At 66.1% G+C, this 26,481-nt stretch carries 24 protein-coding genes; 14 read left to right on the top strand and 10 right to left on the bottom strand.

The window, feature by feature from the left end:
- Window positions 1-324 precede the first annotated feature (324 nt).
- The gene (locus tag ACT3HL_RS09945; protein ID WP_445086676.1) at window positions 325-2,058 is read left to right on the top strand and encodes a BCCT family transporter; all 1,734 of its coding nucleotides are present in this window, start codon (window positions 325-327) and stop codon (window positions 2,056-2,058) included.
- 493 nt (window positions 2,059-2,551) lie between these two features.
- Here the strand turns inward: ACT3HL_RS09945 and ACT3HL_RS09940 are convergent, their stop codons facing one another.
- Both ACT3HL_RS09940 and ACT3HL_RS09935 read right to left on the bottom strand, forming a co-directional pair.
- The gene (locus tag ACT3HL_RS09940) at window positions 2,552-3,004 is read right to left on the bottom strand and encodes an RNA-binding protein (protein ID WP_445086675.1); all 453 of its coding nucleotides are present in this window, start codon (window positions 3,002-3,004) and stop codon (window positions 2,552-2,554) included.
- Window positions 3,005-3,040: 36 nt separating this feature from the next.
- Window positions 3,041-3,247: a DUF1918 domain-containing protein gene (locus ACT3HL_RS09935; RefSeq protein WP_445086674.1), complete on the bottom strand. Its 207-nt coding sequence runs from the start codon at window positions 3,245-3,247 to the stop codon at window positions 3,041-3,043.
- 139 nt (window positions 3,248-3,386) lie between these two features.
- Here ACT3HL_RS09935 and ACT3HL_RS09930 point away from each other — a divergent pair, with 139 nt between their 5' ends.
- Window positions 3,387-4,058, top strand: a complete 672-nt coding sequence (locus ACT3HL_RS09930) for a thioredoxin domain-containing protein (RefSeq protein WP_445086673.1) — start codon at window positions 3,387-3,389, stop codon at window positions 4,056-4,058.
- 53 nt (window positions 4,059-4,111) lie between these two features.
- Here ACT3HL_RS09930 and ACT3HL_RS09925 read toward each other — a convergent pair whose 3' ends face one another.
- Complete coding sequence (locus ACT3HL_RS09925; protein WP_445086672.1) at window positions 4,112-5,413, bottom strand: DUF7405 family protein; 1,302 nt, start codon at window positions 5,411-5,413, stop codon at window positions 4,112-4,114.
- Window positions 5,414-5,653: 240 nt separating this feature from the next.
- On the opposite strand from ACT3HL_RS09925, the gene ACT3HL_RS09920 reads away from it, so the two are divergent.
- Entirely contained in the window at window positions 5,654-6,871 is a 1,218-nt protein-coding gene (locus tag ACT3HL_RS09920) for an MFS transporter (protein WP_445086773.1), read from the top strand.
- Between the two features lie 7 nt (window positions 6,872-6,878).
- On the opposite strand, the gene ACT3HL_RS09915 is transcribed toward ACT3HL_RS09920, so the two are convergent.
- Entirely contained in the window at window positions 6,879-7,856 is a 978-nt protein-coding gene (locus ACT3HL_RS09915) for an aldo/keto reductase (RefSeq protein ID WP_445086671.1), read from the bottom strand.
- A gap of 148 nt (window positions 7,857-8,004) precedes the next feature.
- Between ACT3HL_RS09915 and ACT3HL_RS09910 the strand changes: the two genes are divergently transcribed.
- Both ACT3HL_RS09910 and ACT3HL_RS09905 read left to right on the top strand, forming a co-directional pair.
- Window positions 8,005-9,126: a polymer-forming cytoskeletal protein gene (locus tag ACT3HL_RS09910; RefSeq protein WP_445086670.1), complete on the top strand. Its 1,122-nt coding sequence runs from the start codon at window positions 8,005-8,007 to the stop codon at window positions 9,124-9,126.
- Between the two features lie 113 nt (window positions 9,127-9,239).
- On the top strand, window positions 9,240-10,043 hold the full coding sequence (locus ACT3HL_RS09905) for a creatininase family protein (protein WP_445086669.1): 804 nt from the start codon (window positions 9,240-9,242) through the stop codon (window positions 10,041-10,043).
- Window positions 10,044-10,089: 46 nt separating this feature from the next.
- Here ACT3HL_RS09905 and ACT3HL_RS09900 read toward each other — a convergent pair whose 3' ends face one another.
- Complete coding sequence (locus ACT3HL_RS09900) at window positions 10,090-10,674, bottom strand: response regulator (protein WP_445086668.1); 585 nt, start codon at window positions 10,672-10,674, stop codon at window positions 10,090-10,092.
- A 419-nt stretch (window positions 10,675-11,093) separates the two neighbouring features.
- On the opposite strand from ACT3HL_RS09900, the gene tnpA reads away from it, so the two are divergent.
- On the top strand, window positions 11,094-11,525 hold the full coding sequence (gene tnpA / locus ACT3HL_RS09895; protein WP_445086667.1) for an IS200/IS605 family transposase: 432 nt from the start codon (window positions 11,094-11,096) through the stop codon (window positions 11,523-11,525).
- The gene (locus ACT3HL_RS09890) at window positions 11,522-12,850 is read left to right on the top strand and encodes an RNA-guided endonuclease TnpB family protein (RefSeq protein ID WP_445086666.1); all 1,329 of its coding nucleotides are present in this window, start codon (window positions 11,522-11,524) and stop codon (window positions 12,848-12,850) included. Before tnpA ends, ACT3HL_RS09890 begins: the two co-directional genes overlap by 4 nt.
- Window positions 12,851-12,897: 47 nt before the next feature.
- Here the strand turns inward: ACT3HL_RS09890 and ACT3HL_RS09885 are convergent, their stop codons facing one another.
- A complete protein-coding gene (locus tag ACT3HL_RS09885; RefSeq protein ID WP_121558331.1) occupies window positions 12,898-13,092 on the bottom strand; it encodes a cold-shock protein in 195 nt (64 codons plus the stop codon).
- A gap of 62 nt (window positions 13,093-13,154) precedes the next feature.
- Window positions 13,155-13,682, bottom strand: coding sequence for a metal-dependent hydrolase (locus ACT3HL_RS09880; protein WP_445086665.1), 528 nt, complete (start codon window positions 13,680-13,682; stop codon window positions 13,155-13,157).
- Window positions 13,683-13,822: 140 nt separating this feature from the next.
- Between ACT3HL_RS09880 and ACT3HL_RS09875 the strand changes: the two genes are divergently transcribed.
- Complete coding sequence (locus ACT3HL_RS09875; RefSeq protein ID WP_445086664.1) at window positions 13,823-15,184, top strand: MFS transporter; 1,362 nt, start codon at window positions 13,823-13,825, stop codon at window positions 15,182-15,184.
- Between the two features lie 55 nt (window positions 15,185-15,239).
- On the opposite strand, the gene ACT3HL_RS09870 is transcribed toward ACT3HL_RS09875, so the two are convergent.
- The gene (locus tag ACT3HL_RS09870) at window positions 15,240-15,647 is read right to left on the bottom strand and encodes a chemotaxis protein CheW (RefSeq protein ID WP_445086772.1); all 408 of its coding nucleotides are present in this window, start codon (window positions 15,645-15,647) and stop codon (window positions 15,240-15,242) included.
- Between the two features lie 224 nt (window positions 15,648-15,871).
- On the opposite strand from ACT3HL_RS09870, the gene ACT3HL_RS09865 reads away from it, so the two are divergent.
- Genes ACT3HL_RS09865 through ACT3HL_RS09845 form a run of 5 tightly spaced genes read left to right on the top strand, consistent with a single transcriptional unit; the run spans window position 15,872 to window position 21,695 of the window.
- Window positions 15,872-16,063: a hypothetical protein gene (locus tag ACT3HL_RS09865; RefSeq protein WP_445086663.1), complete on the top strand. Its 192-nt coding sequence runs from the start codon at window positions 15,872-15,874 to the stop codon at window positions 16,061-16,063.
- On the top strand, window positions 16,060-17,310 hold the full coding sequence (gene cheB / locus ACT3HL_RS09860; RefSeq protein WP_445086662.1) for a chemotaxis-specific protein-glutamate methyltransferase CheB: 1,251 nt from the start codon (window positions 16,060-16,062) through the stop codon (window positions 17,308-17,310). Before ACT3HL_RS09865 ends, cheB begins: the two co-directional genes overlap by 4 nt.
- Window positions 17,311-17,312: 2 nt before the next feature.
- Complete coding sequence (locus tag ACT3HL_RS09855) at window positions 17,313-19,946, top strand: chemotaxis protein CheW (RefSeq protein WP_445086661.1); 2,634 nt, start codon at window positions 17,313-17,315, stop codon at window positions 19,944-19,946.
- Window positions 19,946-20,803: a CheR family methyltransferase gene (locus ACT3HL_RS09850; RefSeq protein ID WP_445086660.1), complete on the top strand. Its 858-nt coding sequence runs from the start codon at window positions 19,946-19,948 to the stop codon at window positions 20,801-20,803. Before ACT3HL_RS09855 ends, ACT3HL_RS09850 begins: the two co-directional genes overlap by 1 nt.
- 7 nt (window positions 20,804-20,810) lie before the next feature.
- Complete coding sequence (locus tag ACT3HL_RS09845) at window positions 20,811-21,695, top strand: CheF family chemotaxis protein (RefSeq protein ID WP_445086659.1); 885 nt, start codon at window positions 20,811-20,813, stop codon at window positions 21,693-21,695.
- 323 nt (window positions 21,696-22,018) lie between these two features.
- Here ACT3HL_RS09845 and ACT3HL_RS09840 read toward each other — a convergent pair whose 3' ends face one another.
- Window positions 22,019-23,338, bottom strand: a complete 1,320-nt coding sequence (locus ACT3HL_RS09840) for an aminomethyl transferase family protein (protein WP_445086658.1) — start codon at window positions 23,336-23,338, stop codon at window positions 22,019-22,021.
- 140 nt (window positions 23,339-23,478) lie between these two features.
- A complete protein-coding gene (locus ACT3HL_RS09835; protein ID WP_445086657.1) occupies window positions 23,479-25,038 on the bottom strand; it encodes an AMP-binding protein in 1,560 nt (519 codons plus the stop codon).
- 97 nt (window positions 25,039-25,135) lie between these two features.
- Between ACT3HL_RS09835 and ACT3HL_RS09830 the strand changes: the two genes are divergently transcribed.
- Window positions 25,136-26,095, top strand: coding sequence for an NAD(P)-dependent oxidoreductase (locus tag ACT3HL_RS09830; RefSeq protein WP_445086656.1), 960 nt, complete (start codon window positions 25,136-25,138; stop codon window positions 26,093-26,095).
- Window positions 26,096-26,481 lie beyond the last annotated feature (386 nt).

Here is a 26,481-nt window from a genome sequence, read left to right as displayed (position 1 = left end):
CTTCTGCGCGACTATTTGGCTCTGTTGAAATCACCAGTCGCTGATAGTTTGTCGGGGGCGTGCTGAATACAATGCGCATTCAGCACACTGGCCGTCCGGTTCCACTGGCCGATTGCACGTTGATTTTTGACATACTGCCGTGCGACATCGGAACTACACATCTACTGTCGGGGGAAGGGAAAAACGGATGGGTGTGGTAGACGTTAACTCTAAGTATGGGAATATGTAACATATGCGGTCCGGATTCGATTCCAGGGATTCGAGTGGAGGAAACGGGGATCACCGTGACACGTTCGGGAACGGCCAGTTTCAGGGTGAGTGTCGATGGCCGCTGACGACGACGAACAACTGGTCGGGGAACTGTCCGACGGGCTGCAGGTCGAACTGTTTCACCCGGACACAGAGCGCAAGCCCGGCGATACCAACGTCCAGAGGTTGGGGATCGACGTCCACCCGCGGGTGTTCCCGATCGCCTGCGCGGTGATCGCACTGTTTATCGGCCTGACGCTGGTGTTCGAATCGAGTTCGGCGAGGGTCTTCGGGACCGGGCAGACGATCATCTCCGCGGGTGGCGGGTGGTTCTACATCCTCGCGGTGAACATCTTCATTATCACCATCCTCTATTTCGCGCTGAGCAAGTACGGGGATGTCCGCCTCGGCGGCATTGAGGCCGACAAGGAGTTCAGCGACTTCTCGTGGATGGCGATGCTGTTCAGCGCCGGGATGGGGATCGGCCTGATGTTCTTCAGCGTCGCCGAGCCGATCTCCCATTTCGGGTCCGTGCCGCCGTTTTTCCAGGGTGTGGAAAGCGGGACCGAGGCAGCCGGCACGGCGGGGATGGCGATGACCTACTTCCACTGGGGGGTCCACCCCTGGGCGATATACGCGCTCGTCGGACTCGGGCTGGCGTTTTTCTCGTTCAATCGCGGGCTACCGCTGACGTTCCGGTCTGTGTTTTGGCCGTTGCTCGGCGAGCGGATCTACGGGTGGCCAGGCGACCTCATCGACATCCTCTCGGTCATAGCGACGCTATTCGGCCTTTCCACGTCGCTCGGGATCGGCGCCCAACAGATTAACGCCGGCCTCACAGTCCTCTCGGAGGAGTACCTCTCGGCGACTATCCCACAGGCGACGTGGATACAAGTCGTGCTCATCGCGGGCATCACCGCCATCGCGACGCTGTCGGTCGCCGCGGGACTGGACGGCGGCGTCCGTCGTCTCAGCGAACTGAACCTGTATCTTATGCTCACGTTCCTCGCGGTGATACTCGCCGTCGGTCCGACGCTGTATCTCCTGAGAGGGTTCGTCTCCAGTATCGGGGCCTACATCGGCGTCCTCCCGGAACTGGCGTTCTGGACCCAGACCACCGGGGGCGATACCTGGCAGAGCAGCTGGACGATCTTCTACTGGGGCTGGTGGATCTCGTGGTCTCCGTTCGTCGGAATGTTCATCGCCCGCATCTCGAAGGGTCGGACTGTCCGGGAGTTCGTGCTTGGAGTCCTGTTCCTGCCGGCGCTGTTTTCCTTTTTTTGGATGTCCACCTTCGGCGGGGCCGCGCTGTTCGTCGAGCTTGAGACGAGCGGCACGCTTGTCGCGGCGGTCAACGAGAACGTGGCGACGGCGATGTTCGAACTGTTCTCGTTCTATCCGCTGACGGCGCTGATGTCGATCCTTGGCGTCGTGCTGGTGATTACCTTCTTCGTGACCTCCTCGGACTCCGGGTCGCTGGTCATCGACCACCTGACCTCGGGCGGGAAACACGACGTTCCGGTCGCCCAACGGATCTTCTGGTCGGTCATCGAGGGTGCCATCGCAGCCGTCCTGCTGATCGGCGGCGGCCTCGGCGCGCTCCAGACCGCCGCCATCACGGCCGGCCTCCCCTTCGCGTTCGTGCTCCTGTTGATGTGCTATACGATCTATCTGGGTCTCAACCGCGAACGCGAGATTATGGCATCCAACGAGTTCGCCGAGTGGATCGAACGGATCGAAGCACAGGGGGAGGTCGTGGTCGAACGCAACGACGCGTCCACGGATGATTCGGTGGCCACCGACGACTGACAGCACCCCATGTCCCGGTCCAGTCAGTCGTTATCAGACGGTTGATCTCCGACCTGCGAACAGTCGTCGCCAGAGGCCTGAGAGTGGAGGGATTTACTCCTCCGGCACCCGGGGTGTGGATATGGAGCCGTCGCTCAGTACCTCAACTCACCCGTGTTGAAGCTCAACTCACCGTGGAGACTGGTTCTAGAGACCCCCGTGTTACAACGTGTGAGGATGAGCGCGGATTATATTCACACTCGGAGAAATCGGATTCGAGTGCTGAACTCGTCCTCTGTATCTTGCGGGCCGCTTTTATCAACTTCAAAGGGTTCAACGGAGCCGACTATTTATATATCGGGACGGGACCACGCACGGCGTGCGTTGACTCCCGCCGCCGGACGTCTCGCGGTTGCGTAGCACAGCGTCCCGCGGAAGTCGGCCGTGCTACCTGTTCGCCACCATTGTCATCGACTGCCGCGGCTCGGGGCCGTCGCGACCGACGCCCGCTCGGTCACTCCGAACCCGACGCGTCGAGCCGTTCGGCCGCGTCGAGCGCCTCCCGGGCGTTCTCGACGGCTGACTCCTTCGTCGCGGGATACGCCTCGACCTTCGCCCGGAGGGTGACCCCGTCGCCGCGTCGGATCTCGCCCCGGAACGCCGCCTGCTTGTCCAGCCGCAGGAACAGCTCGGTGTTGTCCGTGACGCGCTCGTCGAGTTCGTCGAGCAGCGTGTCGAAGTCCGGCAGTTCGGCGAGTCCCGAGAGGACCGTCCGGACGCCGTCGGCGTTCTCGACGCGGGCCGAGAAGACGATGATCCGGTCGCCGTGATGGCCCGTGCTCTCCGTTCGCGTCACCTCGAACTCCTCGGGGAGGAGCGCCCGCAGCGCCTGCTCGACTCGCTTTTCGTCCTCGGTCTCGTAACAGAACGTCCGCAGATCGACGTAGTGAAAGGGAATTCGGGGCATTGGTGACGCTTCGATTCGGAAGGGGAAAAACTCCGCTTACTCCTCGTCGCTCTCGTCGGCCTCGTCGTCCGCGGCTTCGAGCTGATCCGCGGAGATGCCGACTTCCTGTCCGTCCTCGAAGCTGACGGTGTAGGTGGCGTCGCCGAACATCGTCTCGACGACCTGCGTGATCGTGCCGGTCTCGCCGTCGTACTCGCTGTGCTTGTCGTGCAGTACCACGCTATCGTCTTCGTCGAACTCCATACCCCAAGAGGGAGGCGCAGCGGTGAAAAGTCGACTGGTTCGGGAGTGTTGCCGGCGCCCGCGGAGCGCGCTCGGATTCGCGCGGAGACGCCTCCCCGGAACGCCACGGTATATATGTCACCGAACCCTTCGCCTCGGTATGCGAACGACGCGACGCGCCTACCTCGCTGCGCTCGGTGCGACGACCACGCTCGGTTCCACGGCCGGCTGTCTCGGCGGATCCGGGAGCGACGCGCTCCCGGAGGGCTGTGACGTCGGAACGCTCGATGCTGTCTCGTCGCTGCCGCGTCCCGCCCTCGGTCCGGAGGACGCGGCCGTCACTGTCGACGTGTTCGAGGACTACGCCTGCCCGCACTGCCGGACGTTCACGCAGGAGGTCTACCCCGAGATCAAATCGAACTACGTCGACGCCGGCGACGTCCGATATCGGTTCTTCGACTTCCCGATTCCGGTGAACGAGGAGTGGTCGTGGGCCGCCGCCTCGGCCGCTCGGGCCGTTCAGGACCGGAGCGACGACGAGACGTTCTTCGCGTTCGCGAAGGGCGTCTACGACAACCAAGACCGACTCGGCGACGACGGCTACCAGATCGTCCACGACCTCGCGTCCGACCTCGACGTCGACGGCTGCGAAGTCGCCGCGGCGGCAGAGCAGGAGACCTACCGCGAGGTCGTCGAGGCGGACCGCCAAGCGGGATCCGACCGCGGCATCCCCGGCACGCCGGCCGTGTACGTCGACGGCGACCTGCTCGACGCCTACGACTGGGAGACCGTCAGCGGCGCCATCGAGCGCCGACTCGCCGGGTCAGACTGAGCGATCGGAACAGACGGCACAGCCGACAGAGCGACCTCATCTGGGAGCGACGGCTACGAGAGCCCCGGGGCGTCCCCCGACGGCGTCGGGAGCGCCCGCGAGGACCGCGGCGGGACGAGGAAGTTGCCGCGGCGCTTCACGAAGACGTACTCCAGGATGCCGTTGTTCACGCGCTGTCGGATGGTCGGTTCGTCGGTGAGGTCGGCGCCGTTCATCGCCGCTCGGACCTCCTCGAACGCCGTGATCCCGCGCTGAAGGCTCGGGAAGTGCAGTCCCGCCTCGTCGTCGTCGGTCGACTCGAAGTGCCGACGCAGGAGGCGGACGTTCCCACCGTCGTCTCGGTTCGCGCGTGCGGCTTTCTGCGCGTGGCCGACGCGGGCGAACTCCCGCGCGTGCGCTCGAACCTCGTCGATAATCTCCGGCGTGAGTCCGCTGTCGTCGCCGAGGTTCGCGCCGACGCCGTCGACCATCTCGCGCTCGGCGTGCACCGGCGAGAACATCTCTGCGACCCGCTCGTCGAACGCCTGCTCGTCGTACCAGTCTGCGAGGCGCATCCGGAGATTCGAGACGTGCTTTGTCGTGCCGCCGGCGAACGGCCCCGACGGGAGCGTGACGTGCGCTTCCGTGGCCTGATTCTTCCGGAACCCGGCGATGAATCCCATAAACAGCGGCGACTCCTCGGGGACCGGGTTCGACGCCGGGATCCCGTTCAGCCCGTCCTGCCGCGCCGCGGGCATCCCGGCGCCGACGAAGCCAGTCCGGCGGTCCGCCACCTCGAAGGCGTCGGTCAGAGTCGCCTCGACGCTGACGCCGTTCGCGGTCGGCTCGTTTCCCCGGAGCGCCTCCTCGGCGGCGAGCACCGCATCCGCGCGGTCAGACGCGAGATGGATCAGCGCGTCCTGTCGGTCGAACGCCGGGGACTCGAACGACGAGAGCGGCCGCGGCTCGGGGAGGTCGATAGCGTCGGGGAGCCCCTCCTCGAACCGATCGAAATACCGCGGCGAGTAGGCGATCGAGTACAGGAGCCCGTTGCTGCTTCGCTCGTAGGCGCGGTCGAGCGTTCGAAGCGCGCTCTCGACGGCGCGTCGGTCGTCGCGACTCGGCGGTCCCCCGCCGGGCAGCGTGAGATACAGGAGGAGCTGATGTCGTGGAAGCAGCCTGTTTCCGACGTCGTCGGTGCGAACGCGGTCGTTCCACGCGTGCTGGCGTTCGGGGAGCACAGAGCGGTCCTCGGTGCCGCTCGGAACCGGCTCGTCCGCGCTGTCGAGACAGGCCGACAGCGCCGACGCGCCGCCGACCGCGACGGCAGCTTTCAGCACCTCTCGTCGAGTCGGTTCCCCGGCCCCGCTGATCATACGTCCCGTAGGCGCCCGACGGCAAAGTGGATTCTGATGCGCCGCTGCTCCGGCGTGAGCCGCCGCGGCGACGGTGAAGTCGGCCGCGGTCCGGGCGGTCCGGGACCGATGGGGCGCGACGCCGACGCGACACAGATTCAACACGGTCGCGACGCGGAAGCGACGAGGGAGCGCCACAGATACGACACGGTCGTAACGGAAGCGACGCGGCTATCTGTCCGGACCGGCAAATCACCGCTCGTGACTCGTCGCGGAACACGCCTCAAACTCGCGCTCGGTGTGTGGGGAGTCCTCGTCTCGCAGGTCTTCTTATACCCCGGCGTCGAGGACATCGTCGCGGCGCTCGGCGGCGGCGGGGAGATCCGCGCTGGGATGTGGTTCCTCGTCGCGGAGTTCGCCGCCTTCGTCGCCTTCGCGAGCGTCTGGGGGGCCGCGAGCGACGCGCTCGGGCGACGAATGCCGCTCGCCGCGGCCGGCGCGATCGGCGGCGCGGGTGGCTATCTCCTCCTCGCGGCCGCGCCGACGCTGGGGATCCCGTTCGCGGGCGTTCTCGTCGTCCGACTGCTCGGCGGCGCGGCGACCATCGGGGCGTTCTCGCTTTCGATCACCGCGCTCGCGGACCTCGCCGGCGGCAACGGGAAGAATATGGGCGCTGCCGGCATCGCGATCGGTCTCGGTGCGGCGCTCGGTTCCGTCGTCGGCGGGCGACTCGCCGACGCCGATCCGCTGTTTCCGCTGTACGCCGCGGCGGCGACGCTCGCCGCCGTCGCGGTCCTGTTTCTGACCGTCACGGAGGACTTGCCGAGTGCGGAGCGACTCCGCGTCGGCGACGCTCTCGGCGGCCTTCGCCGCCAGCCGACGCTCGCCGTCCCGTACGCGTTCGGCTTCATCGATCGGATGACGGCGGGCTTCTTCGCGCTCGTGGGCGTCTATTACTTCAGGGACGCCTTCGGCCTCGACGCGGCCGGTGCGGGCCTCGCGCTCGCCGCCTTCTTCGTGCCGTTCGCGCTCCTGCAGTACCCGGCCGGGATTCTCTCCGATCGGATCGGACGCGCGGTTCCGGTCGTCGTCGGCTCGATCTGCTTCGGGCTCGGCATCGTCGCGGTCGGCCTCGCACCGGTGATCGGAGTCGCCGTCGCGGCGATGGTCACCGTCGGCGCCCTCGGCGCGCTCGTCGCGCCGGCGACGATGGCGCTCGTGACTGACGTCGCGTCGCCGGAGACGCGCGGCGCGGCGCTCGGCGGCTTCAACGTCTTCGGGAGCCTCGGCTTTCTCGCCGGCTTCCTTCTCGGCGGTATGACGACCTCGACCGCGGGCTATCTCGCCGCGTTCGCCGTCGTCGGCCTCTCGGAAGTGGCGATCGCCCTCGTCGCCGCGCGGGCGGTCTGGCGCATTTCGGCGTCCGGTTCGGTCCCGTTCGGGGACGCGAGGGCCGACTCCGGACCGGGCGCGGAGTGAGACGGAGCTACTCGTGGCCGGAGACGCGAACGGGTTCGTAGGGCGCTTCGAGGTACTCGATATCCGAGTCTGACAGCGAGATCGACAGCGCTTCGACCGCATCCTCGAGGTGGTCGACGCTCGTCGTCCCGACGATCGGGGCGTCGACGCGGTCGTTCTGGAACAGCCACGCGAGGCCGATCTGCGCCATCTCCACGCCCTTGTCCTCGGCGAGTTCCTGCACGCGCTCGTTGACCGTGGGCCCGCCGCCTTCGAGGTACGGATGCTGGTGGGCGTAGTCGTCGGTCTCCCCGCGCGTCGTCGATCGCGCGTCCTCGTGCGGTCGCGTCAGCCACCCGCGCGCGAGCGGCGACCACGGGATGACGCCCACGCCCTGTTTCTCACACAGCGGCAGCATCTCGCGCTCCTCCTCGCGGTAGAGCAGATTGTAGTGGTTCTGCATCGTCGAGAACGGCGTCAATCCCTGCCGCTCTGCGGTGTACTGCGCCTCCGCGAACTGGTGGGCCCACATCGACGACGCGCCGAGATAGCGGGTCTGCCCGCGGCGAACGGCGTCGTCGAGCGCCCGGAGCGTCTGCTCGATCGGCGTGTCGTCGTCCCAGCGGTGGATCTGCAGGAGGTCGAGAGTGTCCATCCCGAGCCGATCCAGCGAGTTCTCGAGTTCCTGCTCGATCGCCTTCCGCGAGAGGCCGCCCGAGTTTGGATCGCCGTCGTCCATCTGGAAGTACAGCTTCGAGGCGACGACGAACTCGTCGCGGTCGTACGCCTCGAGGGCGTCGCCGAGGACGCGCTCTGATTCGCCGTCAGAGTACATATTGGCTGTGTCGAAGAAGTTCACCCCGAGGTCGATCGCGCGATCGACGAGCGCCTTCCCCTCCTCCTCGTCGAGGACCCACTCGCGCCAGTCGCCCGATCCGAAGCTCATACAGCCGAGACAGATCTTCGAGACGGTCACGCCGGTCTCACCGAGGGTGGTGTACTCCATATCCGGCTTCACGCGTCGGGGACGCAAAAATCCACACCCACGCGTCGGCGCTGGGAACCCCACGCGGTGTGTCCCTCGTTTCGGAAGCAATTAAGGTCAGTGCGAACGTTTCTACGAGATGAGAGGTCCCCTCCTCTCGTGGTCACGAATGTCACGGCACTCACATCGAGTAGTCCTCCTCCTCGTCGCGCTCGTCGTCCTCGGCGGACTGCCGACGGTCGCGACCGCACAGCAGTTCGGCCCCGGCGGATCCGACGGCGCCGTCGGCGGCGTCGTCCGGATCGACGCCGGCGAGACGTACGACGGCAACCTCGACGCCGCGGCCGGGAGCGTCGTCGTCGCCGGGACCGTCGAGGGCGACGTGTCCGCCGCCGCGGGCTCAGTCGTCGTCACCGACTCCGGACGCGTGACGGGCTCGCTCGACGCCGCCGCCGGAAGCGTCGTCGTCGAGGGCGTCGTCGAGGGCGACGTCACCGTCGGTGCGGCGGCGCTTGAGCTCCGCGAGGGCTCTCGCGTCGGCGGCGACCTCGAGGCCGGCGCGGCCGACGTTCGACTCGACGGCGCGGTCGAGGGCGACGTCACCGCCGGTGCGGACACCCTCGTCGTCGGTCCGTCGGCGTCCATCGGCGGCTCGCTGACCTACGACGCGGAGACGGTTTCGATCGCCGACGACGCGGCCGTTTCGGGGGCGATAGTCCGCGACGAATCGCTCTCCGTCGCCGAACCCGAGGTGTTCGGCGCCGCGGGCTCGCTGTCGCTTCCCCCGATCCCGGCGTGGGTCGGTGCGATCTACGCCGGGCTCGTGAACCTCCTCCTCGGCGCGGTGCTCCTCGCGGCGGCGCCGGACTTCGCGCGCCGGCTCGTTGCCGCCGGCACGACCGCCACGCTGCGGAGCGCGGGCGTGGGGCTGCTCGCCTTCGTCGGCATCCCGATCCTGTTGCTTCTGTTGCTGGCGACGATCGTCGGAATCCCCCTCTCGCTGGCCGGACTCGTCGTCTTCGCGCTGCTTCTGTGGGTGACGACGGTGTACGGGATGATCGTCGTCGGGACGATGCTGCTGTCGCTTCTCGACACCGAAAACCGGTGGCTCGCGCTCGTGGTCGGCGTCGTGGCCGTGAGTGTCCTCGGGGCGATTCCGGTCGTCGGCGGGCTCGTCCAGTTCGCCGTGCTGCTCGTCGGCTTCGGCGCGTTCGTCCTCGCGCTTCGCGGGCGGGGCGACAGTTCGGACGGCGACTCCGGTCCCGCGGTCGGCGGGGTCGCGGCCGAGTAGGGACCGCGCGGCGGCCGGGGTCGGCTGTCCGATCGGTGGGCGCCCGTCGCCGATCCGTCACCCGCGGGCGTCGACGTGAGTAGCTTCTTGACGCCCGGCCACCTTCGGCCGGTATGTACGTCGCAGATCAGACGTGGCCGGACCTCGGCGAGTACGTCGCCGAGGAGTCGGTCGCGGTCGTCCCGCTTGGCTCGACCGAACAGCACGGCCCGCATCTGCCGCTCGCGACCGACCACCTCATCGCCGAGGGGCTCGCGCGCGAGGCGGCCGAGCGAACGGGGTTCCTCTGCACACCCACGGTGAACGTCGGGGTCAGCCCCCACCACCGGCAGTTCCACGGGACGATGTGGGTCGACGCGCCGCAGTTCCGCGACTACGTCGAGTCGCTGACCCGGAACCTCGCGTACCACGGCATCGACAGGGTCGTCTACGTCAACGCCCACGGCGGTAACGTCGCGCACCTCCGCGAGGTGGGTCGCCGGCTCCGAGACGACGGCACGCTCTATGCGATCGAGTGGATGTGGGACGAGTCGATCCCGGAGCTCGTCGACGAGGCGTTCGAACACAACGGCCCGCACGGCGGACCAAAGGAGACGGCGATGATCCAACACCTCGCGCCCGAACTGGTGCGCGAGGACCGGCTCGAAGCCGCCCGCGACGGAGGCGTCCGCGACATCGGCGAGGCGGACCACCTCGATAAGTACGGGGCCCGACCGTTTTACGACGCGGTCGAGAACAGCGAGAACGGCGTCTTCGGCGATCAGACGGACGCGACGCCGGAGATCGGCGAGCGACTGTTCGAGGCGGCCGCGACACAGCTCGTCCGGCTGCTGGAGTGGCTCGACGCACGGCGTCTCGGGGACCTACTGGCCCCGGCGCACGTCGACCCGCAGCCGGGAAGTCACAGAGGTCAGTAACCGAGGGCCGCCGGGACGGACAGAAGCGGTGCTCTCCTAGACTGGACTACTCGTTTTCGCCCATCTCGATGTTCGGAAACGACGCGAACGCGTTGCGGAAGTCCTCTTCGCTCAGATCGGCCAGCGTCTCGTCCAGACCCGCTCTGAGCTCTTCCATCCGTTCGGTCAGTTCGCGGTACTCCGATCTGTTCTCGACGGAGACGTCGGGCGCGGACTCGAGCGCCGCCTTCTTCGAGGCGAGCTGGAAGAACTCTTGGGTCCGACTGTCGTAGTCCGCCCGACGCAGGAGCACTTCGACGAGCCCGCGCAGGTCGTCGCGCGTGACGGGCTTGACGAGGTAGTCGTCGAACTGCATCTCGACGATGTCGATGTCGGGCTCGACCGCCGTGATCATCGCGACTCGACAGTCGAGACCGCGCGATCTGATCTCGGCGAGCACCTCGTCGCCCGTCAGATCGGGCATCCGACGGTCGAGGAGGACGACGTCGATGTCGTCGTCGACGATCTCGAGCGCGGATTCGCCGTCTGTCGCCGTCTGTACGTCGTAGAGATCCGAGAGGTAGATGGCGTAGAGTTCCGCCAAGTCGGTCTCGTCTTCGACCACGAGGATCCGGGGTGTAGCGCCGCCCATTGCGATTCACTTCCCACGTCGATGGCCCACGTCTAAATTCTTGCCCTAATTGTGTCGGTTCTCAGGCGACCGTATGGCGCTCTCACTGTAGATAATCGAGTCGGTCTCTTAGTACGGGGGGACACGCGGCCTTGGGGCGCAGACGACCTGTCTGAGGCGCCGCTCGGCGCGGGAGAAATGCAAAACCGTGGTGAGACTCGACGGAACCGCCGACCGCAGTGCCGCTGTCGTGTTGCGGAAAATTCGAGGCGAAAGCCTCGCGCTTCAGGACGTCACCAGAACGCTCCGCGTTCTGGTTGCCCGCCAGATGTGATCTGGCGACGGGGATGAAGCCGACCAACAGTATTCAACCGCTGACGATGGCATAGACGGGGTTCCAACGCTATCTTTAAGGCGTCCGACTGTGATAGTATGCATAGGTGGTGAAGAGTACCCGTCACGCGAAATACGAACTCTACTACCACATAGTGTTCGTGCCGAAGTCTGGCGGAATCGAAGATTCCGCTGACCTCGCGGAACAGGGTTCCGCTCAGTATCGGCGTTCGCACCTGACGGGGAGTACGAAGGAACGTCTCGAAGCCATCTTCGCGGAAATCTGTGAAGACAAGGGCCTCGAACTGGCCGAGTCCGAGGTCATGCCCGACCACGTACACCTGTTCATCGGGAGTCCGCCGAAGAACGCTCCGTCACTCATCGTCAACTGGGTCAAGGGCATCTCGGCGCGGAAGTATAACCAGCGGTACGACGACCGCGTGAAGTGGACTCGTTCGTACTACGTCGGAACGGCGGGAAGTGCCTCGAAGGGCGCTGTCGAACGCTACATCGCTGAACAAGAGGGTGAGGACACGTGAAGCGCGTCAACACCTTCGAGGTGGTTCCACAGACCGAGAACGACAAAGAGTGCCTCCTACGGCTACTCGACGCCTCCGCCTCTCTGTGGAACGAACTGACCTACGAACGTCGTCAGAACTACTTCGGTGACGGCGACGTGTGGGACACTTCCGAGTACCGAGGGCGCTACAACGGCGTCGTCGGAAGCGCGACTGTCCAACAGGTCACGCGCAAGAACAGCGAAGCGTGGCGGTCGTTCTTCGTCCTCACGGAGAAAGGCGAGGACGCCAACCCGCCGTCGTACTGGGGCAACGAGGAGGACGGACGCGAACTCCGTACCTACATCCGAAACACCCAGTACACGATTCAGTGGGGCAAGCGTAGCCGTCTCGAAATCCCGGTCGGACAAGAACTGAAAGACGAATACGGACTCGGCTACCACGAACGACTCCGCCTCGAAGTCCGAGGCACCCCGAAATGGGACGGCAAACAGGGTCGTCTGGAACTTGCGTACGACGAGGTGAGCGACACGTTCAGGGCTTTCCAACCAGTCACCGTCCCTGATTCTCGACTGGATTCACCACTGGCTTCCGAAGAAGCCGCCCTCGACGTTGGTGTAAACAATCTCGTCGCCTGTTCCACGACCACTGGGAACCAGTACCTCTACGACGGACGGGAGTTGTTCGGACGGTTCCGCGAGACGACCGACGAAATCGCCCGCCTTCAGTCGAAATTGCCCGAGAGACAGAGTCTCTCGGAATCACGGAAGACTTCGTCTTCCGGACGACTCCGAGAGGGACGCTACAGTTCCAAGCGGATCCGACAGCTGTACCGACAGCGGACGAAGCGCCGTGACCACGCACAGAACGCGCTGGTGCGCGACCTCGTTGAACGACTGTACGACGAGGGTGTGGCGACGGTGTACGTTGGCGATTTGACCGACGTGCTGGAAACGCATTGGTCGGTCAGGGTGAACGAGAAGACGCACAACTTCTGGGCGTTCAAGAAGTTCATCCACCGTCTCGCGTGCGTCTGTGAAGAGTACGGCATCTCTCTCGAAGTCGAGTCGGAAGCATGGACGAGTCAGACGTGTCCCGAGTGTGGCGATCACGAGGAGACGGTTCGCCACGGAGATACGCTGACGTGTCCATGCGGATTCGAGGGACACGCCGACCTCACGGCGTCAGAGACGTTCCTTCGAGAAAACAGCGATACGGAAGTCAGGCCGATGGCACGGCCCGTGCGATTCGAGTGGGACGACCACGACTGGTCGGGGAAACCACACCCTCACGAAAGTCCCAAAGAAGTGCGCACAGACTCGCAAGTTGCCTCCGTGGGTCGGTAGCCGAACCCCCAACGGAGGAATCCTCGCGCTTCAGCGCGGGGAGGATGTCAAAGCCGTTGGAGGTTCGTCGCCCGCGGGCCTTTATCGGCCTGCTCGATGTCGAATTCGACTTCCTGTCCCTCTTCGAGGTCCGGACCGCCGACGTCTTCCATGTGGAAGAACACGTCTTCGTCTGAATCCTCACTCTCGATGAAACCGTAACCGCCCGTGTCGTTAAAGAACGCAACCGTACCTTTCGCCATTGCGAGTGAAGACACGCGGAGACGACAAATAAGCTTTGTGTCGTGTGAACATCGTACCCCGCTCAGAGCGCGGCGCCGAGGTACACCGCCGCGCCGGTGGCGAAGACTCCCGCGGCGAACAGGCCGTAGTTGGCGAGGGTGTTGTCCGCCCGCCAGACCCCGAGCGTGTACGTGCGCGCCGAGAGCGGCCAGAGGAAGTTCACCCCGGCGGGGGTGAGCGCGTCGCCCGCGAGGTGAGCGATCACCGAGAGCGCGCCGAGGGCGAACCCGAACGCCGCGAGCGACAGCCCACCGGCGACCGCCGCCGGATCGAACACGCCTGCCCCGACACCCGCGCTTCCCGCAGTCGCTTCCAGCGCCAGCGCGGCGGCGGCGAAGACGCCTCCGACGACCGCGGCGAAGCAGAGCGAGTGCGTCGGTCCCCGGTGTGAGATCCCCGGAATCGCGTGGTCGACGTCTGGGAGCATCGCCAGCCAGAGCATCACGCCGCCGATTACGAGTGCGAGGTCGACGCGCTTGATCGCGACGAGAACGAACGCGATCGGCGCGAAGACGAGCAGCGAGACGCCGTAGTGCCCCTTCCGATACATACCCCGAGGCTCGACGTGGAGCGCAAAAAGCGCCCTGCTATCGGGAGGAAACGACCCGGAACAGGGAAGCAGACGTCCTGGCACAGGGAAGCAGACGTCCTGACACAGGGATTATTACCGCCCGTCCGCATCTGACGGACGTGAGCGAACACGCTCCGTCTCCTCTCGGCGCCGACGCGTGGCTGTACGGCTGGGCGCTCGGCTACGTCGCGATCGGCGCCGCGTCGGTCCTCGTTCCGCTGTACGCGATCGATCTCGGGGCCGGCGCGTTCGTCGTCAGCCTCATCGCCGCGACGGCCGCGTTCGCCGGCGTCCCGGGCGCGATTCTCTGGGGCCGACTCGCGTCGCGGACGCGACGGCGCCGGCCGTTCGTCCTCGTCGCGCTCGGGCTCTCTGGCTGCGTCTTCCTGTCGTTCCCGTTTCTCGGATCGCCGGTGACCGTTCTGGCCGCCAACGCCGTGTTGTGGTTCGTCGTCGCGGCCGCTGCGCCCGTCCTCAACCTCATCGTGGTCGAGGGGTACGCGGCCGAGCAGTGGAACCGACGGTTCGGCCTGCTGAATCACTACCAGGGGTACGGCTGGCTGGCCGGGCTCGTGGCGGGCGGCGTGTGGTCCGCGATCGCCGGGCCGCGGTTCGGGCTGCCCGCGCTCGTCTCTAAGCGGCTGTTCTTCGTCGGAAGCGCGGTCGTCGCCTTCGGCGGTATCTTGGCCGTCATCGCGTGGTACCCCGAGCCGCCAACTATCTCTGAGCAGCGGTTCCAGCGTCTTTCCCGGCGTATCCGGTCGGGGAACGGGGGCGCGATGCGCGGCGCCCGGGCGATCCCGTACGGTCCCGCTCGCGTGTACTGGGCGCTTCGAGACGTCGGCCTGGGTCGCGGCTCGCTCGCGCGGCTCCGTACGCGGTTCTCCGAGTCCCTGGTTCGCTACCTGCTCGCGGCGACCGTCTTCTTCACGGGGTTCTCCGTCTTCTTCGCCCCGCTCCCGGCGTACCTCGTCGACGTCGGCTACGCGGACGACGAGGTGTTCGCGCTCTTCATCGCGAGTTCGGCGGCGTCGGCCGTCGCGTACGCCCGCGTCGGCGCACTCGCCACCGACCGCGACCCGTTCCGACTGCAGGTCGGTGCACTGCTCTTTCGCGCCGGCGTCTTCCCGATCGTCGCCGTGACCGGCGCGGCCGTCGCCCCGCCCGTCGGCCTCCTCGCGGTCGGCGCGCTGTTCCTCGCGATCGGCGTTTCGTGGGCGGTCATCGCGGTGACCGCCACCGGGATCGTGACGCGGCTCTCACCGGCCGCCGTCCGCTCGGAGGCGCTCGGGGCGTACACCGCGATCACGAGCCTCGGCGGCGGCGTCGGGAGCGTCCTCGGCGGTGTTCTCTCGGACGCGGTCGGCTACCTCCCGGCGTTCGTCGTCGCCGGCGGCTGTGTCGTGGTCGCCGTCCTCCTCGCGGTGGACGGTCTCGAAGAATACGCATCGTCGCCCGCCGGCGATGCCGAATCGTCGTAGCTTCGGCGTCCACTCGCGACTCCGAATCGTCGGAGCCCCAGCCGCCGTCCGTGGGTTACTCGGTCGTCGCCGTCGTCGGTGTGATCCAGACGACGAGCTCCTCCTCTCGGCGGACGATTCCCTCGATGAAGTCGCCGCGCTCCATCGGCGGCTCCTCGACGTCGTCCATCGAGACGCGGACCACTTGGTACACCTCGTCGACCATCCAGCCGACGGCCGCGTCGTCCTCGAACGTACTGGCGTCGAAGATGATGATCCGGCTCGCTTCGCCGACGTCGTCGACGTTGAGCAGCGTCTTGGGGTTGACGATCGAAGTCGTTCTCCCGCGGAGATCCATCACGCCCTCGACGAAGTCGGGCGCGTTTGGGACCGTCGTGAGCGACCCTCTATCGACGATCTCGGAGACGTAGCCGATGTCCACGCAGTACCGTTCGCCCCCCAACTCGAACTCGAGGACCTGCATCTGTTGGGTGGTGCCGTCCGGGTCGTCGTCTGCGGCAGTGGGGCGCGTGGCGCCGCCCGCCGCGGGTTGTTGCTGGGACATAGTCGCGTCACCGACGGCGTCGTGGACCGTCGGCCGTTACCCGAGGTGGCGGACAGACCGACAATAAATGTACGGCCGCTATTATCAGCCCTGATTCTCGCCGCCGAGCGCTTAAGTCCCCTAGTTCGGAACGTGCAGTAGAGATGAGCGGGCACCACCCTGATGCGAACCGCCCGACGCCGCCCGGCGAGGTCCGCACCGCCGCCGCAGGTGGTACCGACAGACCGATCGTCGGTCGGCCGGCCGCCGGACCGCCGCCGCGCCCCGACCGCCGAGCAGAGTCTGGTTCGAGCGGGAACGTCGGCGGGACATTATCGGAGGACCACGAGAGATGAGCACGGCCTCGGAGTCTCGCGGCGGCGACGCCCCGACGCGAGCGGTCGTCGTCGACGACTCCAGATTCATGCGAACGCTCATTCGGAAGCTCCTCGAGGACGGCGGCGTCGAAGTCGTCGGCGAGGCGGAGGACGGCTCCGTCGCGCTCGATGCGGTGATCGAACACGATCCCGACGTCGTGACGATGGACATCGAGATGCCCTCGATGAACGGCATCGAGGCAGTCGAACGGATCATGGCCGACCACCCGACGCCGGTGTTGATGCTGTCGGCGCACGCGGAAGCGGACGCCGACGTGACGTTCGAAGCGCTGGATCGGGGCGCGGTCGACTTCGTGAAAAAGCCCGGCGGGGAGGTCACCTCGTCGATGCCGAAGGTCAGACACGAACTCGTCGAGAAGGTCGAGTCCGCGGCGAAAGTCGACCTCTCTGCCAGCGCCCGCGCCTCCGCGAGCGCCTCGACGGCGACTACGTCGCGCACCGCGTCGACGGAGACTTCGCGGTCGACCGCATCGACTACGTCGCCGTCTCCGTCCGGATCCGCGTCCCGCTCGCCCACCCGGGACTCGGCGGCGAAGCCGTCGAGCGGTGATACCCGGACGGGGGCTCGCAGTGGTGCGATGCGCCAGCCCGACGCGGCCGGCGCGTCCGGTCGCACGTACGCGGACGTGGGCACGCTCCTCGTCGGTGCGTCGACCGGCGGTCCGAAGATCGTCGAGCAGCTGATCGCGGGCCTGCCGCGGGACGCGAACCTCCGCATCCTCGTCGTACAGCACATGCCGGAGGGGTTCACGTCCCGCTTTGCCACCCGCCTCGACGAGCGGTCGGAGTACGACTTCGGCGAGGCCGAGTCGGGCGAGCGGATCGGGCCGGGCGAGGGACGGGTCGCGCCCGGCGGCCGGCACCTGCTCGTGACCGGCGACAGGGGGGACCGTCTCCGGCTCGAACTGACTGAGACCGAGCAGATCCACGGCGTCCGACCGGCGATCGACCTGACGATGGCGTCGGCCGCGGAGAGCGCCGCACAGCCGCTGTGTGCGGTGCTACTCACGGGGATGGGGCGCGACGGCGTCGACGGAATGCAGCGGATCGCCCGCGCCGGCGGCCACACGATCGCACAGGACGAGGCCACGTCGGCCATCTTCGGGATGCCCCGGCGGGCGATCGAAACGGGCTGCGTCGACGCGGTCGAATCGGCGGGCGACGTCGCCGAGACGGCCCTGCGGTACTTCACGGAGGAGGAGTGACGATGGACGACGAACTCTACCAGGAATTCATCACCGAGTCGGAAGAGAGCATCACCCAGCTGAACAACTCGCTTTTGGACCTCGAGTCGAACCCGGAGGACGTCGAGGCGATCGACGACATCTTCCGGCAGGCCCACACCCTCAAGGGGAACTTCGGCGCGATGGGCTTCGACAACGCGGCGACGGTCGCCCACGCCGTCGAGGACCTGCTCGATGCGGTGCGACAGGATCGGATCGAGGTCACCCACGAGCGGATGGACCTGGTCTTCGACGGGATGGACGAGATCCTGGACATCCTCCACGAGATCGAAGAGCACGGCGAGTCCAAGCGCGATCCGAGCGGGCTCGTCGAAGATATCCGCGCGGCCGCAGAGCCCGAATCGGAATCCCCCGGCGAGGAGGCGGACTCCGAGACGGCAGATGGAGCGGCGTCCGACGCGACGGGCGACGACGAGACCGCGGCGGCCGTCGACGAGCCAGTGGCGGACGAGGCGGCGGCGGACGAGAACGCCGCGGGACCGGCCGAGTCGGGCGCGGTCGCCGGATCCGATTCGCCGGTGGACGAGGCAGCGCTCGAACTGGCGAGCGACGTCTTGGATCTCGACGACCCTGCCGTGGCGGACGCAGAGCAGCTCTACCACGCGAGAATCACCCTCGAACCGGGAGACATGAAGGGCGTCGACGGCGGCCTGTTCGTCGGCGGCCTGCCCGACGACCTCGCGGTCGTGGGCGCGGAGCCAAACCTCAACTGTATCGAGGAGGGAGATTTCGACGACGACTTCGTCGTCTTCGTCGCCGACGCGCCGGAAGCGACGCTCGAAGCGACGCTCGAAGACCTCTGGAAGGTCGAATCGGTCGAACTGACCGACGTCAGCGAGCTTGTCGACGACGCGGCGGCGACCGGTGCGGCGGTCGAGGCGCCGGCTAGCGAGGCGGACGATGCCCCGACAGCCGGCTCCGTCCCCGACAGCGACGTCGATCCCGAGTCCGCCGCCGCGGCCGTCGACGCGATCGTCGGCGCGTACACCTCCGACGGGCCGTCGACGGAGGCGAGCGACGAGACAGACGAACCGTCGGCGGAGGCGAACGACGAGACAGACGAACCGTCGGCGGAGGCGAACGACGGGACAGACGCAGGCGAACCGCCCGCGGATGCGTCCCCGTCCCCCGGTGAAACGACCAGTGTAGCAGCTGAATCCGCTGCTGTCGAGGGGCCGACTGACACCGACGGCGTCGGTGGCTCTCTGGACGACACCGCCGAGGGTTCCGGCGGTTCCGACGATGGGGCTGGCGACTCCGACGATGGGGCTGACGACTCCGACGATGGGGCTGACGACTCCGGGGGCTCCGACGGTCCCGACGGCACCGCTGAGGGATCAGACGATTCCGACGGCGGCGCCGACGAGTCGACGCCCTCGATCTCGGAGGTGAAGTCCGTCCGGGTCGACGTCGATCAGCTCGACGAGCTCCACAGCATGGTCGAACAGCTCGTCACCAGCCGGATCAAGCTTCGTCAGGCCGTCGACGAGGACGCGTCCGCCGGTCGCGACACCCTCGACGAACTGGACAAGATCTCGACGAACCTGCAGGACACCGTGATGGACATGCGGCTGATCCCGCTGAAGAAGGTGTTCGATAAGTTCCCGCGGCTCGTCCGCGACCTCGCCCGCGAGGAGGAAAAGCAGGTGCGCTTCTCCGTCGAGGGCGAGAACATCGAGCTCGACCGGACGATCCTCGACGAGATCTCCGATCCGCTGATGCACGTGCTCCGGAACGCGGTCGATCACGGGATCGAGGCGCCCGACGAGCGGGAGGCCGCCGGGAAGTCCCGAACCGGCTCCGTGGAGTTGCGCGCCGAGCGCGAACACGACACCGTCGTCATCACCGTCGAGGACGACGGCGGCGGGATCGACGCGGACGCGGTCCGCGAGAAGGTGGCCGCGGAGGGAGTCCGAACGCGAGAGGAGCTCGCCGAGATCCCCGACGAGGAGGTGTACGACTTCATCTTCCACCCCGGGCTCTCGACTAACGAGGAGATCACCGACGTCAGCGGCCGCGGCGTGGGGATGGACGTCGTCAAGACCACCGTCGAATCCCTCGACGGCTCGGTCAACGTCGACAGCGCGCTCGGCGAGGGGACGACCATCTCGATTCGCCTGCCGGTCTCCGTCGCGATCATCAAGGTGCTCTTCGTCCGGGTCGGCGACCGCGAGTTCGGCGTGCCGATCAAGTACATCGACGAGATCTCACAGGAGACTCGCATCCAGCGCGTCGACGGCGCGGAGGTGATCGTCCACGAGGAGACGATCTTCCCGCTGATCCGTCTCCGCGACGCGCTCAACATCGAGGAGCCCCCCAGCGGTTCGGGGATGGTCGTCCGAATCCGCCCGGCAGACCGGCAGGTCGCCCTCCAGTGCGACGGCGTGGCGCGACAGGAGGAAGTGGTCGTCACGCCGTTGCAAGGGCCGCTTCGGGGGACTGAGGGGATCTCGGGGACGGCCGTCGTCGGCGATGGGAACGTCGTCCCGATCCTCGACGTCAACTCGCTCGTGATCCCCGACGCCGGCAAGCAGGCGCGGCGGCAGTGGGTGCCGCCGGAGGACGGGAGCGCAGAGGCCGAGGAGGCGGCCGACTGATGGTGCTTGACACGGGCGGCGAGACCGACGACGGCGCCGAAGCCTTCGAGGACCTGCTCGAGTACGTGGAAACGGACCTCTCGTTCGCGACGAGTTCCTACAACCGGTCGTATCTCGATCGGCGAGTCTCCGCGCGGATGCGTCGCCGCCACGTCGAGGAGTACGAGGCGTATCACGAACTGCTGCGCGAGGACGAGGACGAACAGGAGGCGCTGTTGAACGCGCTCAGCGTCAACGTCACGAGCTTCTTCCGTAACCCGGACGTCTGGGAGGGGCTGCGGGAGATCATCGCCGAACTGAGCGATCAGGGACGGACGCGGATCTGGAGTGCGGCCTGTTCGGACGGCCGCGAGGCGTATTCGGCGGCGATGCTCGCGATCGACGACGATCGGATCGATCACAAGCGCGTCGAGATCCTCGGGACCGACATCAAACCGGAGATCCTCCGGGCCGCACGCCGGGGAGAGTACCACGCCTCGGAGACGAACAACCTCGAGGAACAGCTCGAGCCGCTGGCCAACAGCGCGCAGTACGTCGAGCGCGACGGCGACACCTACAGCGTCACCGACGAGGTGCGCGATCTGGTCTCGTTCCGTAGACACGATCTCGTCCAGCAGGACCCGCCGCAGACGTTCGATCTGGTCATCTGCCGGAACCTGTTCATCTACATCAACCGAGACGCCAAGCAGGCCATCTTCGAGACGCTGGGCTCTGCGGTCGAACCCGGCGGATACCTGACGATCGGGATGACCGAAACGGTCCCGGCGTCCTGTCGCGACCGGTTCGAGCCGGTCGACAAGCGGCTCCGGATCTATCGCGACCTCGGAGAGGGCGGGGACGGCCGATCACAGAGGTGAGAGGGGCGTGAAACCCGGCGAGACGAAAGTCGCTGACACGCGCGGACGGTTCCTACAGGCGCTCCGAAACGGCCGCGAGCGCAACGAGGCCGCCTGGACGAACGGGCGTATCCTGCTGTCGAACCGCCGGATCGTGCTGGCGGGGACCGGCGGCAAGCGCACGTTTCCGCTGTCGGAGATCGACCGTGTCGGCGGCCGATTCGACGTCAACCAACGCGTCGCGACGGTCTCGGACTACCTCGCGCTGCAGTTCGACGACGGCGAGGACGTGGTGCTCGTCGCGCCGGCGGACTACGAGGAGTTCGAGTTGGACTTCTACGACGCATTGCTCTCCTCGACGCAGTTTCTCGTCCGCCATCCCGCCGTCGAGGGCGGGGTCGTCCAGAACACCGAGTGGGTCGGCGCGCGGATGAAGGTCGAAACGGGCGCCGTCAGCATCGCGACCGTGACCGGAACGTTCGTCGAGGTCCGACTCGACGACATCGGCGACATCGAGATGGGGCGACGGACCGTCCGCGAGCAACAGCGGCAGGTCATCGAGGTCGAACACTCCGACGACGAGGGGACGAGCGTCCAGACGTACATCTCCGGCCCCGAACGGGCGGTCGACAACCTGAAGTCGCTGCTCCGGATCGGCGAGGAGCAAAGCGAGACGTCGCTGGACCTCTCCCGGCAGGACAAACAGGTGCTGATGGCGCTGTACTCGGGCGTCTCGCCGTTCGACATCCCCGAGTTCCTCGGCATCGACGTCGAGCAGGTCGAGGAGCTTTTCGTCCGGCTCATCGACCACGACATCCTCGACGAGGTCCGGGTCCGACACGAGGTCGAACTGAACGCTCGGGGACGCTCCATCGCGGCCGACGCCATCGACGAACAGGGCGCGGAGATGTGACCCGTCTGGAGCTCCGAATCACACACTTTCAAAATAAATATAGAATATATGAATTTCTGATATGAGTGTGGGTATCGCGTTCTATACGAGCGGAGTCTTCAATCGAAATTAAATGCCCAATCTCACGTTAAGACGCCGATAAAAGCGCGTTCAAACCGCAAATATGTATAGTCCGTGCTGACTACTGAGCGCTCGAAGGGGTGGAGAAAATCAAATGAATACAGAAATACAATATCTGAATTATATATTATTTCTGAGCTCTAATTCGGCCGCCTCTCGCGGCGGCCGAGATGGGGTGCCTCTGTTGGTTCGTGGATCTTCGGTTATCGTTTGTCTTCGCTGTAGGGTGCCGGCGCGACGGTGGCGGTGATCTCCTTTTTCGCGTGGCGCTCGACGCGCTTGTTCGTGTTGTCCTCGGGGTCACCCCAGACGACGGTGACCTCGGTGCCCGGTTCGGCGTACGCCGCGTCGACGACCGCAAGCGAGATGAAGTCGCGGTGGTTGTAGATGTAACTCTTGTCCGTGGAGAGGCCGACGAGTTCGCCGTCTTTCAGGACCTGATCGTAGGGACACGCCGCGTCGCGCGGGTGCGGAAGTTCCATGAACTTGTACGTCTCGCCGTCGCTGAACAGCGACGCGAACACGTCGACGATGTCGTCGCCGTCCCAGACCAGCGTGACCTTCTCGCGGTCGGGATCGCCTGCTTCCGCTTCGAGGGCCTCCTTGCCGACGAAGTCGTGATCGAAGTCGATGATGTGTCCGTATCCGAGTTCGGTCGGCGTGAAGTAGTAGTCGGTGATGTCGTCGGACTCGAAGCTCCCGCCGATCGAGAGCAGCCCCTGTCCCACGCTGAGCCATTCGAGATAGTCTTCCATCCCCTCGTCGAAGATGGCGGGGACGACCAGCGGGATCCAGCCGAGGACGGCGTTGGGGGTCTGATAGCTCACCGCGCCGAGGTGGTGAATATCGTACTCCTCGCCGGCAGCCATCACGGCCTCTTTGATCTCGTCGCCGTGCTCGTAGGGGCCCCAGAACTCGAATCCGGGCTCTCCGGCCATCCCGTGGCGGAGGAGGTTGACCTCGTGGCCCTCAATCTCGACGTCGCCGAAGTTGAAGAAGCCGAGTTCGGGAATATCGCCGTCGACCGCCTCCTCCATCACCTTGATGGCCTCCGGACCCTGTACTTGGAACCGGAAGTTGTTCGGGTCTTCGCCCGTCTGGACGGGACGTCCCTGTAACTCCGCCGTGACGTCGTATTCGCCCGTCTCGGCCTGGTACTGAAGCCAGTTGTGGGCCGCCGCGCCGCCGACGCTCAGGAACTTCTCATCGTCGAGGTGGAACCAGATCGCATCGCCGATGAACTTCCCGTTCGGGTTGGCGACGACGAGCTGCTTCGCCTTGCCGGGTTCGGCGTTGTCGAAGTTGTTGACGGCGAACTCCGAGTAGAACTCGAGCGCGTCGGGCCCCTCGACGTACTGATCCGTCATGTGATAGGACTGGTCCGCGAAGGCGACGGACTCCCGCCAGGAGCGCTGTTCTTCGATCCAGTTCGTGATCTCGTCGGGGACTTTGGTGAACTTTCCGACCCCGAGGTCACGCATCAGTTCGACCGGGTTGCCCGCCGCCTCGACGGCTTCCGCCATACTGTCACTGAAAGACCATTTTCTCTCGCTCATTGTGGTTACAGCGTATAGATGGTAGCGTGTATTACTTAAACGTTGGGTAACATTAACAAACAACCGTGGCTCCGGTCGGCGGCGATGCCGGGCGCCGGGTCGACGCGTTACTCCTTCTCGCCCTTGGCGCTCAGCCGGTCGAGTTTCCCGGTTGACGTCCGCGGAAGTCCCTCGTCGACGAAGTGATACTCGCGGGGACGCTCCATTCGCGCGAGCTCGTCGCTTTCGAGACACCACGCGTCGAGTTCCTCCGCGTCGAGGTCGGGGTCGGACGCGTACACGTACGCGACGACTTTCTCCCCGTACTCCTCGTCCTCGACGCCGACGACGGCCGACTCGTTGACGCCCGGATGGGCGTTGAGCCGCTCTTCGACCGGCGCGGGGTACACCTTGATCCCCTTCGAGAGGATCATCAGGTCGGTCCGGCCCTCCAGGTAAATGAACCCGTCTTCGTCTCTGTAGCCGAGATCACCGGAGTACCACCAACCGTCCTCGAACACGTCCTCGGTCTTTTCCGTGCGCCCCCACGCCCAGACCGGACAGTCGGGCGCTTTGACCGCGATTTCGCCCACCTCGCCCGGCGGCTTTCGATCCCGATAGGTCCCGCCCTCGTCGACGATCCGGATCTCGACGCCGGGGACCGGTTTGCCGACGCTCTCGACGCGGCTCTCGTCGAGTTCGGCGTTCGCCATCACCGTCGAATACGCCTCGGTCGCCGCGTAGGAGTTCTTCACGACGTCGCAGACGCTCTCGCGGAGCCGCCGGAGGGTGCTCGCGTTGAGCACCTCGCCGGCGGACATAATCGCTTGGAGCGAGCTCAGATCGTACTCCTCGAAGGTGTCGACGTTGAGCAGCTCCCGCCACATCGTCGGCACCAGAAGCGCCGACGTCAGGTCGTGTTCGTCGATCATCTGCAGGTACGTTTCGGGGTCCCACGACGGCTGGAAGTACGTCGTGGCGCCGGAGGCGAGCGCGGGCAACACCACCGAGTACCACGCCGCGAACGACGGTGTGAACACGTGCGGCTGCCGTGCCGGTCGGTTGAGCTCGTACACGCTGACGAGCGTGTGCGCTCTGAAGTACAGCGCTCGGTTCGTGAAACACCAGCCCTTCGGCTCGCCTGTCGTCCCGGAGGTCCACATCACGACCGCGACGTCGTCCTCCCGGACGCGGACGTCGGGTTCGGTCGTCGGCCATCCGCTCAGGAAGTCATCGAACGAGTCCTCGTAGTCGGTCTGGGCCTCGCCCACGTTGACGACGGCGTCGAGGTCCGTCGAGAGCTTCTCGCGCACCCGCGCTTCGAAGAACTCGGAGGTCTCCTCGTCGACGACGAGCACGCGGGGTCTGAGCGAGTCGATGCAGTTCTGCAGCGTGTTCGGCGAGGCGCGCACGTGGAGGTTCGAGACCGTGCAGCCGGCTTTGAGTCCGCCGTTCCACAGCACGGTGTGTTCGAGAGAGTTCTCACAGAGCAGCGCGATTCGGTCCCCCTGCCCGACGTGCGCTCCGAATGCGTGTGCGGCCTGAGCGCTCTTCTCGTCGAACTCCGCCCACGTCATCGTCCGGCCGTCGATCCCGTTTCCGAACGCCGTCTTCTCCGGGTTGTTCGCCGCGGCGATCCGGGAGAAATCTTTCACAGCGGGGACGTCAACGGTCGACGTGGTGTGCATACCAGACGGTGTGGTAACCATCTGCCTTATAATTTGAGATAGACCCGCTCGTGCGGGGACCGACAGCTCAATATGCGCCCCCCGCGTGCCGCAGGACGTGACCCGAGTACTCGTCGATCAGGACATCACCCCCACGGACCGATTGCTCGACGGACTGGACGACTCTTGGGACGTCACCGTCGGCATCGAGGCCGACGAGGAGACGCTTCAGACGGTCCTTCCGGACTACGATATCGCCCTCGTGACGTCCCGGATCCCGCTCACGCGGGCGGTCCTGAACGCGGCGACTCGACTCTCGCTGATCGGGAAACTGGGGACCGGCATCGACTCGATCGACCTCGACGCGGCGCGGGACAACGGCATCACGGTGACGCACACGCCGGGGCACAACGCCCTCTCGGTGGCCGAACACGCGCTCTGTCTCACGCTCGCGACCGCCCGCAGGCTCACGGAGGCGAGAGCGCTGCTCTCGGAGGGCCGCTGGCGCGACGAGTACACGCTGGGAACGCGCCTCTCGGGCTCGACGGTCGGGATCGTCGGGTTCGGTAACGTGGGCAAACGCGTCGGGACGCTCCTGTCGGGGTTCGACGTCGACATCCTGTTCGCGGACCCCTACGTTCCGGACATCGACGCCGAACTCGTCCACGGGGCGAAGGCGTCGCTCGGTGACCTGCTGGAGCGGAGCGACGTCGTGGTCCTCTCGGCGGAACTGACCGACGAGACCCGCGGCCTGATCGGCCCCGAGGAACTGTCCCGGATGAAGCCCTCGGCGATACTGGTGAACGTCGCGCGCGGGCCGGTCGTTCGCGAAGACGCCCTCGTCGAGGCGCTCACCGACGGGACGATAGCCGGGGCCGGTCTCGACGTGTTCAGCGAGGAGCCGCTCGCGGCCGACTCGCCCCTGCTCGAACTCGACAACGTCGTCGCCACGCCCCACGTGGCCGCGATGACCGCCGAGTGTCGGCGCGGAAACGTCGACCAGCTCGCCGCGAACGTGATGGGACTCGCCAACGGTGAGCCGGTCTTCGACAGGTACGTGCCCGTCGACGCGACCTGAGGACCCTCCAACACCGATCCGATATACTCGGTGTTAGTGTCGTGGTTGCACACACTCGCGGTCGGTCGTCCGCCGGCGACCGTGCGACTGAAGATTCTTGGTTGCACCCGACGCGGCCCAGTGTCGCCGTCGATACTCCAACTGCGAACATCCGTCCGAAATAATCGGCATCTTTTCTCCGGTCGGGAGGTGTCGAACTCCCCCGTTGCAGGATCGTGATCGGCTCCCGCCACCGTCGCTGCCGTTTCTCGCCGAGTAGTTGACGATTTACAGTCACCGACGTGATTTGGTTGGGATGAGCGCCACGATCGAATCTGTCGTCTACGCTATCTCACTCTATTATGGCGTATGGGTATCCGAATTCAAGCCGCCTGGGAGAGATAATT

The sequence above is a fragment of the Halobellus sp. GM3 genome (genome assembly GCF_052545375.1).
This window is presented reverse-complemented; position numbering and strand designations above follow the sequence as displayed.

What these genes read in the sequence shown, in the direction of transcription:
- ACT3HL_RS09835 (WP_445086657.1), bottom strand. Translation starts at nt 25,038, where the DNA reads ATGCACACCACGTCGACCGTTGACGTCCCCGCTGTGAAAGATTTCTCC.
- ACT3HL_RS09900 (WP_445086668.1), bottom strand. Translation starts at nt 10,674, where the DNA reads ATGGGCGGCGCTACACCCCGGATCCTCGTGGTCGAAGACGAGACCGAC.
- ACT3HL_RS09925 (WP_445086672.1), bottom strand. Translation starts at nt 5,413, where the DNA reads ATGATCAGCGGGGCCGGGGAACCGACTCGACGAGAGGTGCTGAAAGCT.
- ACT3HL_RS09870 (WP_445086772.1), bottom strand. Translation starts at nt 15,647, where the DNA reads ATGCAGGTCCTCGAGTTCGAGTTGGGGGGCGAACGGTACTGCGTGGAC.
- ACT3HL_RS09885 (WP_121558331.1), bottom strand. Translation starts at nt 13,092, where the DNA reads ATGGCGAAAGGTACGGTTGCGTTCTTTAACGACACGGGCGGTTACGGT.
- ACT3HL_RS09850 (WP_445086660.1), top strand. Translation starts at nt 19,946, where the DNA reads ATGGTGCTTGACACGGGCGGCGAGACCGACGACGGCGCCGAAGCCTTC.
- ACT3HL_RS09930 (WP_445086673.1), top strand. Translation starts at nt 3,387, where the DNA reads ATGCGAACGACGCGACGCGCCTACCTCGCTGCGCTCGGTGCGACGACC.
- ACT3HL_RS09865 (WP_445086663.1), top strand. Translation starts at nt 15,872, where the DNA reads ATGAGCGGGCACCACCCTGATGCGAACCGCCCGACGCCGCCCGGCGAG.
- ACT3HL_RS09945 (WP_445086676.1), top strand. Translation starts at nt 325, where the DNA reads ATGGCCGCTGACGACGACGAACAACTGGTCGGGGAACTGTCCGACGGG.
- cheB (WP_445086662.1), top strand. Translation starts at nt 16,060, where the DNA reads ATGAGCACGGCCTCGGAGTCTCGCGGCGGCGACGCCCCGACGCGAGCG.
- ACT3HL_RS09910 (WP_445086670.1), top strand. Translation starts at nt 8,005, where the DNA reads ATGTCACGGCACTCACATCGAGTAGTCCTCCTCCTCGTCGCGCTCGTC.
- ACT3HL_RS09905 (WP_445086669.1), top strand. Translation starts at nt 9,240, where the DNA reads ATGTACGTCGCAGATCAGACGTGGCCGGACCTCGGCGAGTACGTCGCC.
- ACT3HL_RS09915 (WP_445086671.1), bottom strand. Translation starts at nt 7,856, where the DNA reads ATGGAGTACACCACCCTCGGTGAGACCGGCGTGACCGTCTCGAAGATC.
- ACT3HL_RS09935 (WP_445086674.1), bottom strand. Translation starts at nt 3,247, where the DNA reads ATGGAGTTCGACGAAGACGATAGCGTGGTACTGCACGACAAGCACAGC.
- ACT3HL_RS09855 (WP_445086661.1), top strand. Translation starts at nt 17,313, where the DNA reads ATGGACGACGAACTCTACCAGGAATTCATCACCGAGTCGGAAGAGAGC.
- ACT3HL_RS09880 (WP_445086665.1), bottom strand. Translation starts at nt 13,682, where the DNA reads ATGTATCGGAAGGGGCACTACGGCGTCTCGCTGCTCGTCTTCGCGCCG.
- ACT3HL_RS09940 (WP_445086675.1), bottom strand. Translation starts at nt 3,004, where the DNA reads ATGCCCCGAATTCCCTTTCACTACGTCGATCTGCGGACGTTCTGTTAC.
- ACT3HL_RS09840 (WP_445086658.1), bottom strand. Translation starts at nt 23,338, where the DNA reads ATGGCGGAAGCCGTCGAGGCGGCGGGCAACCCGGTCGAACTGATGCGT.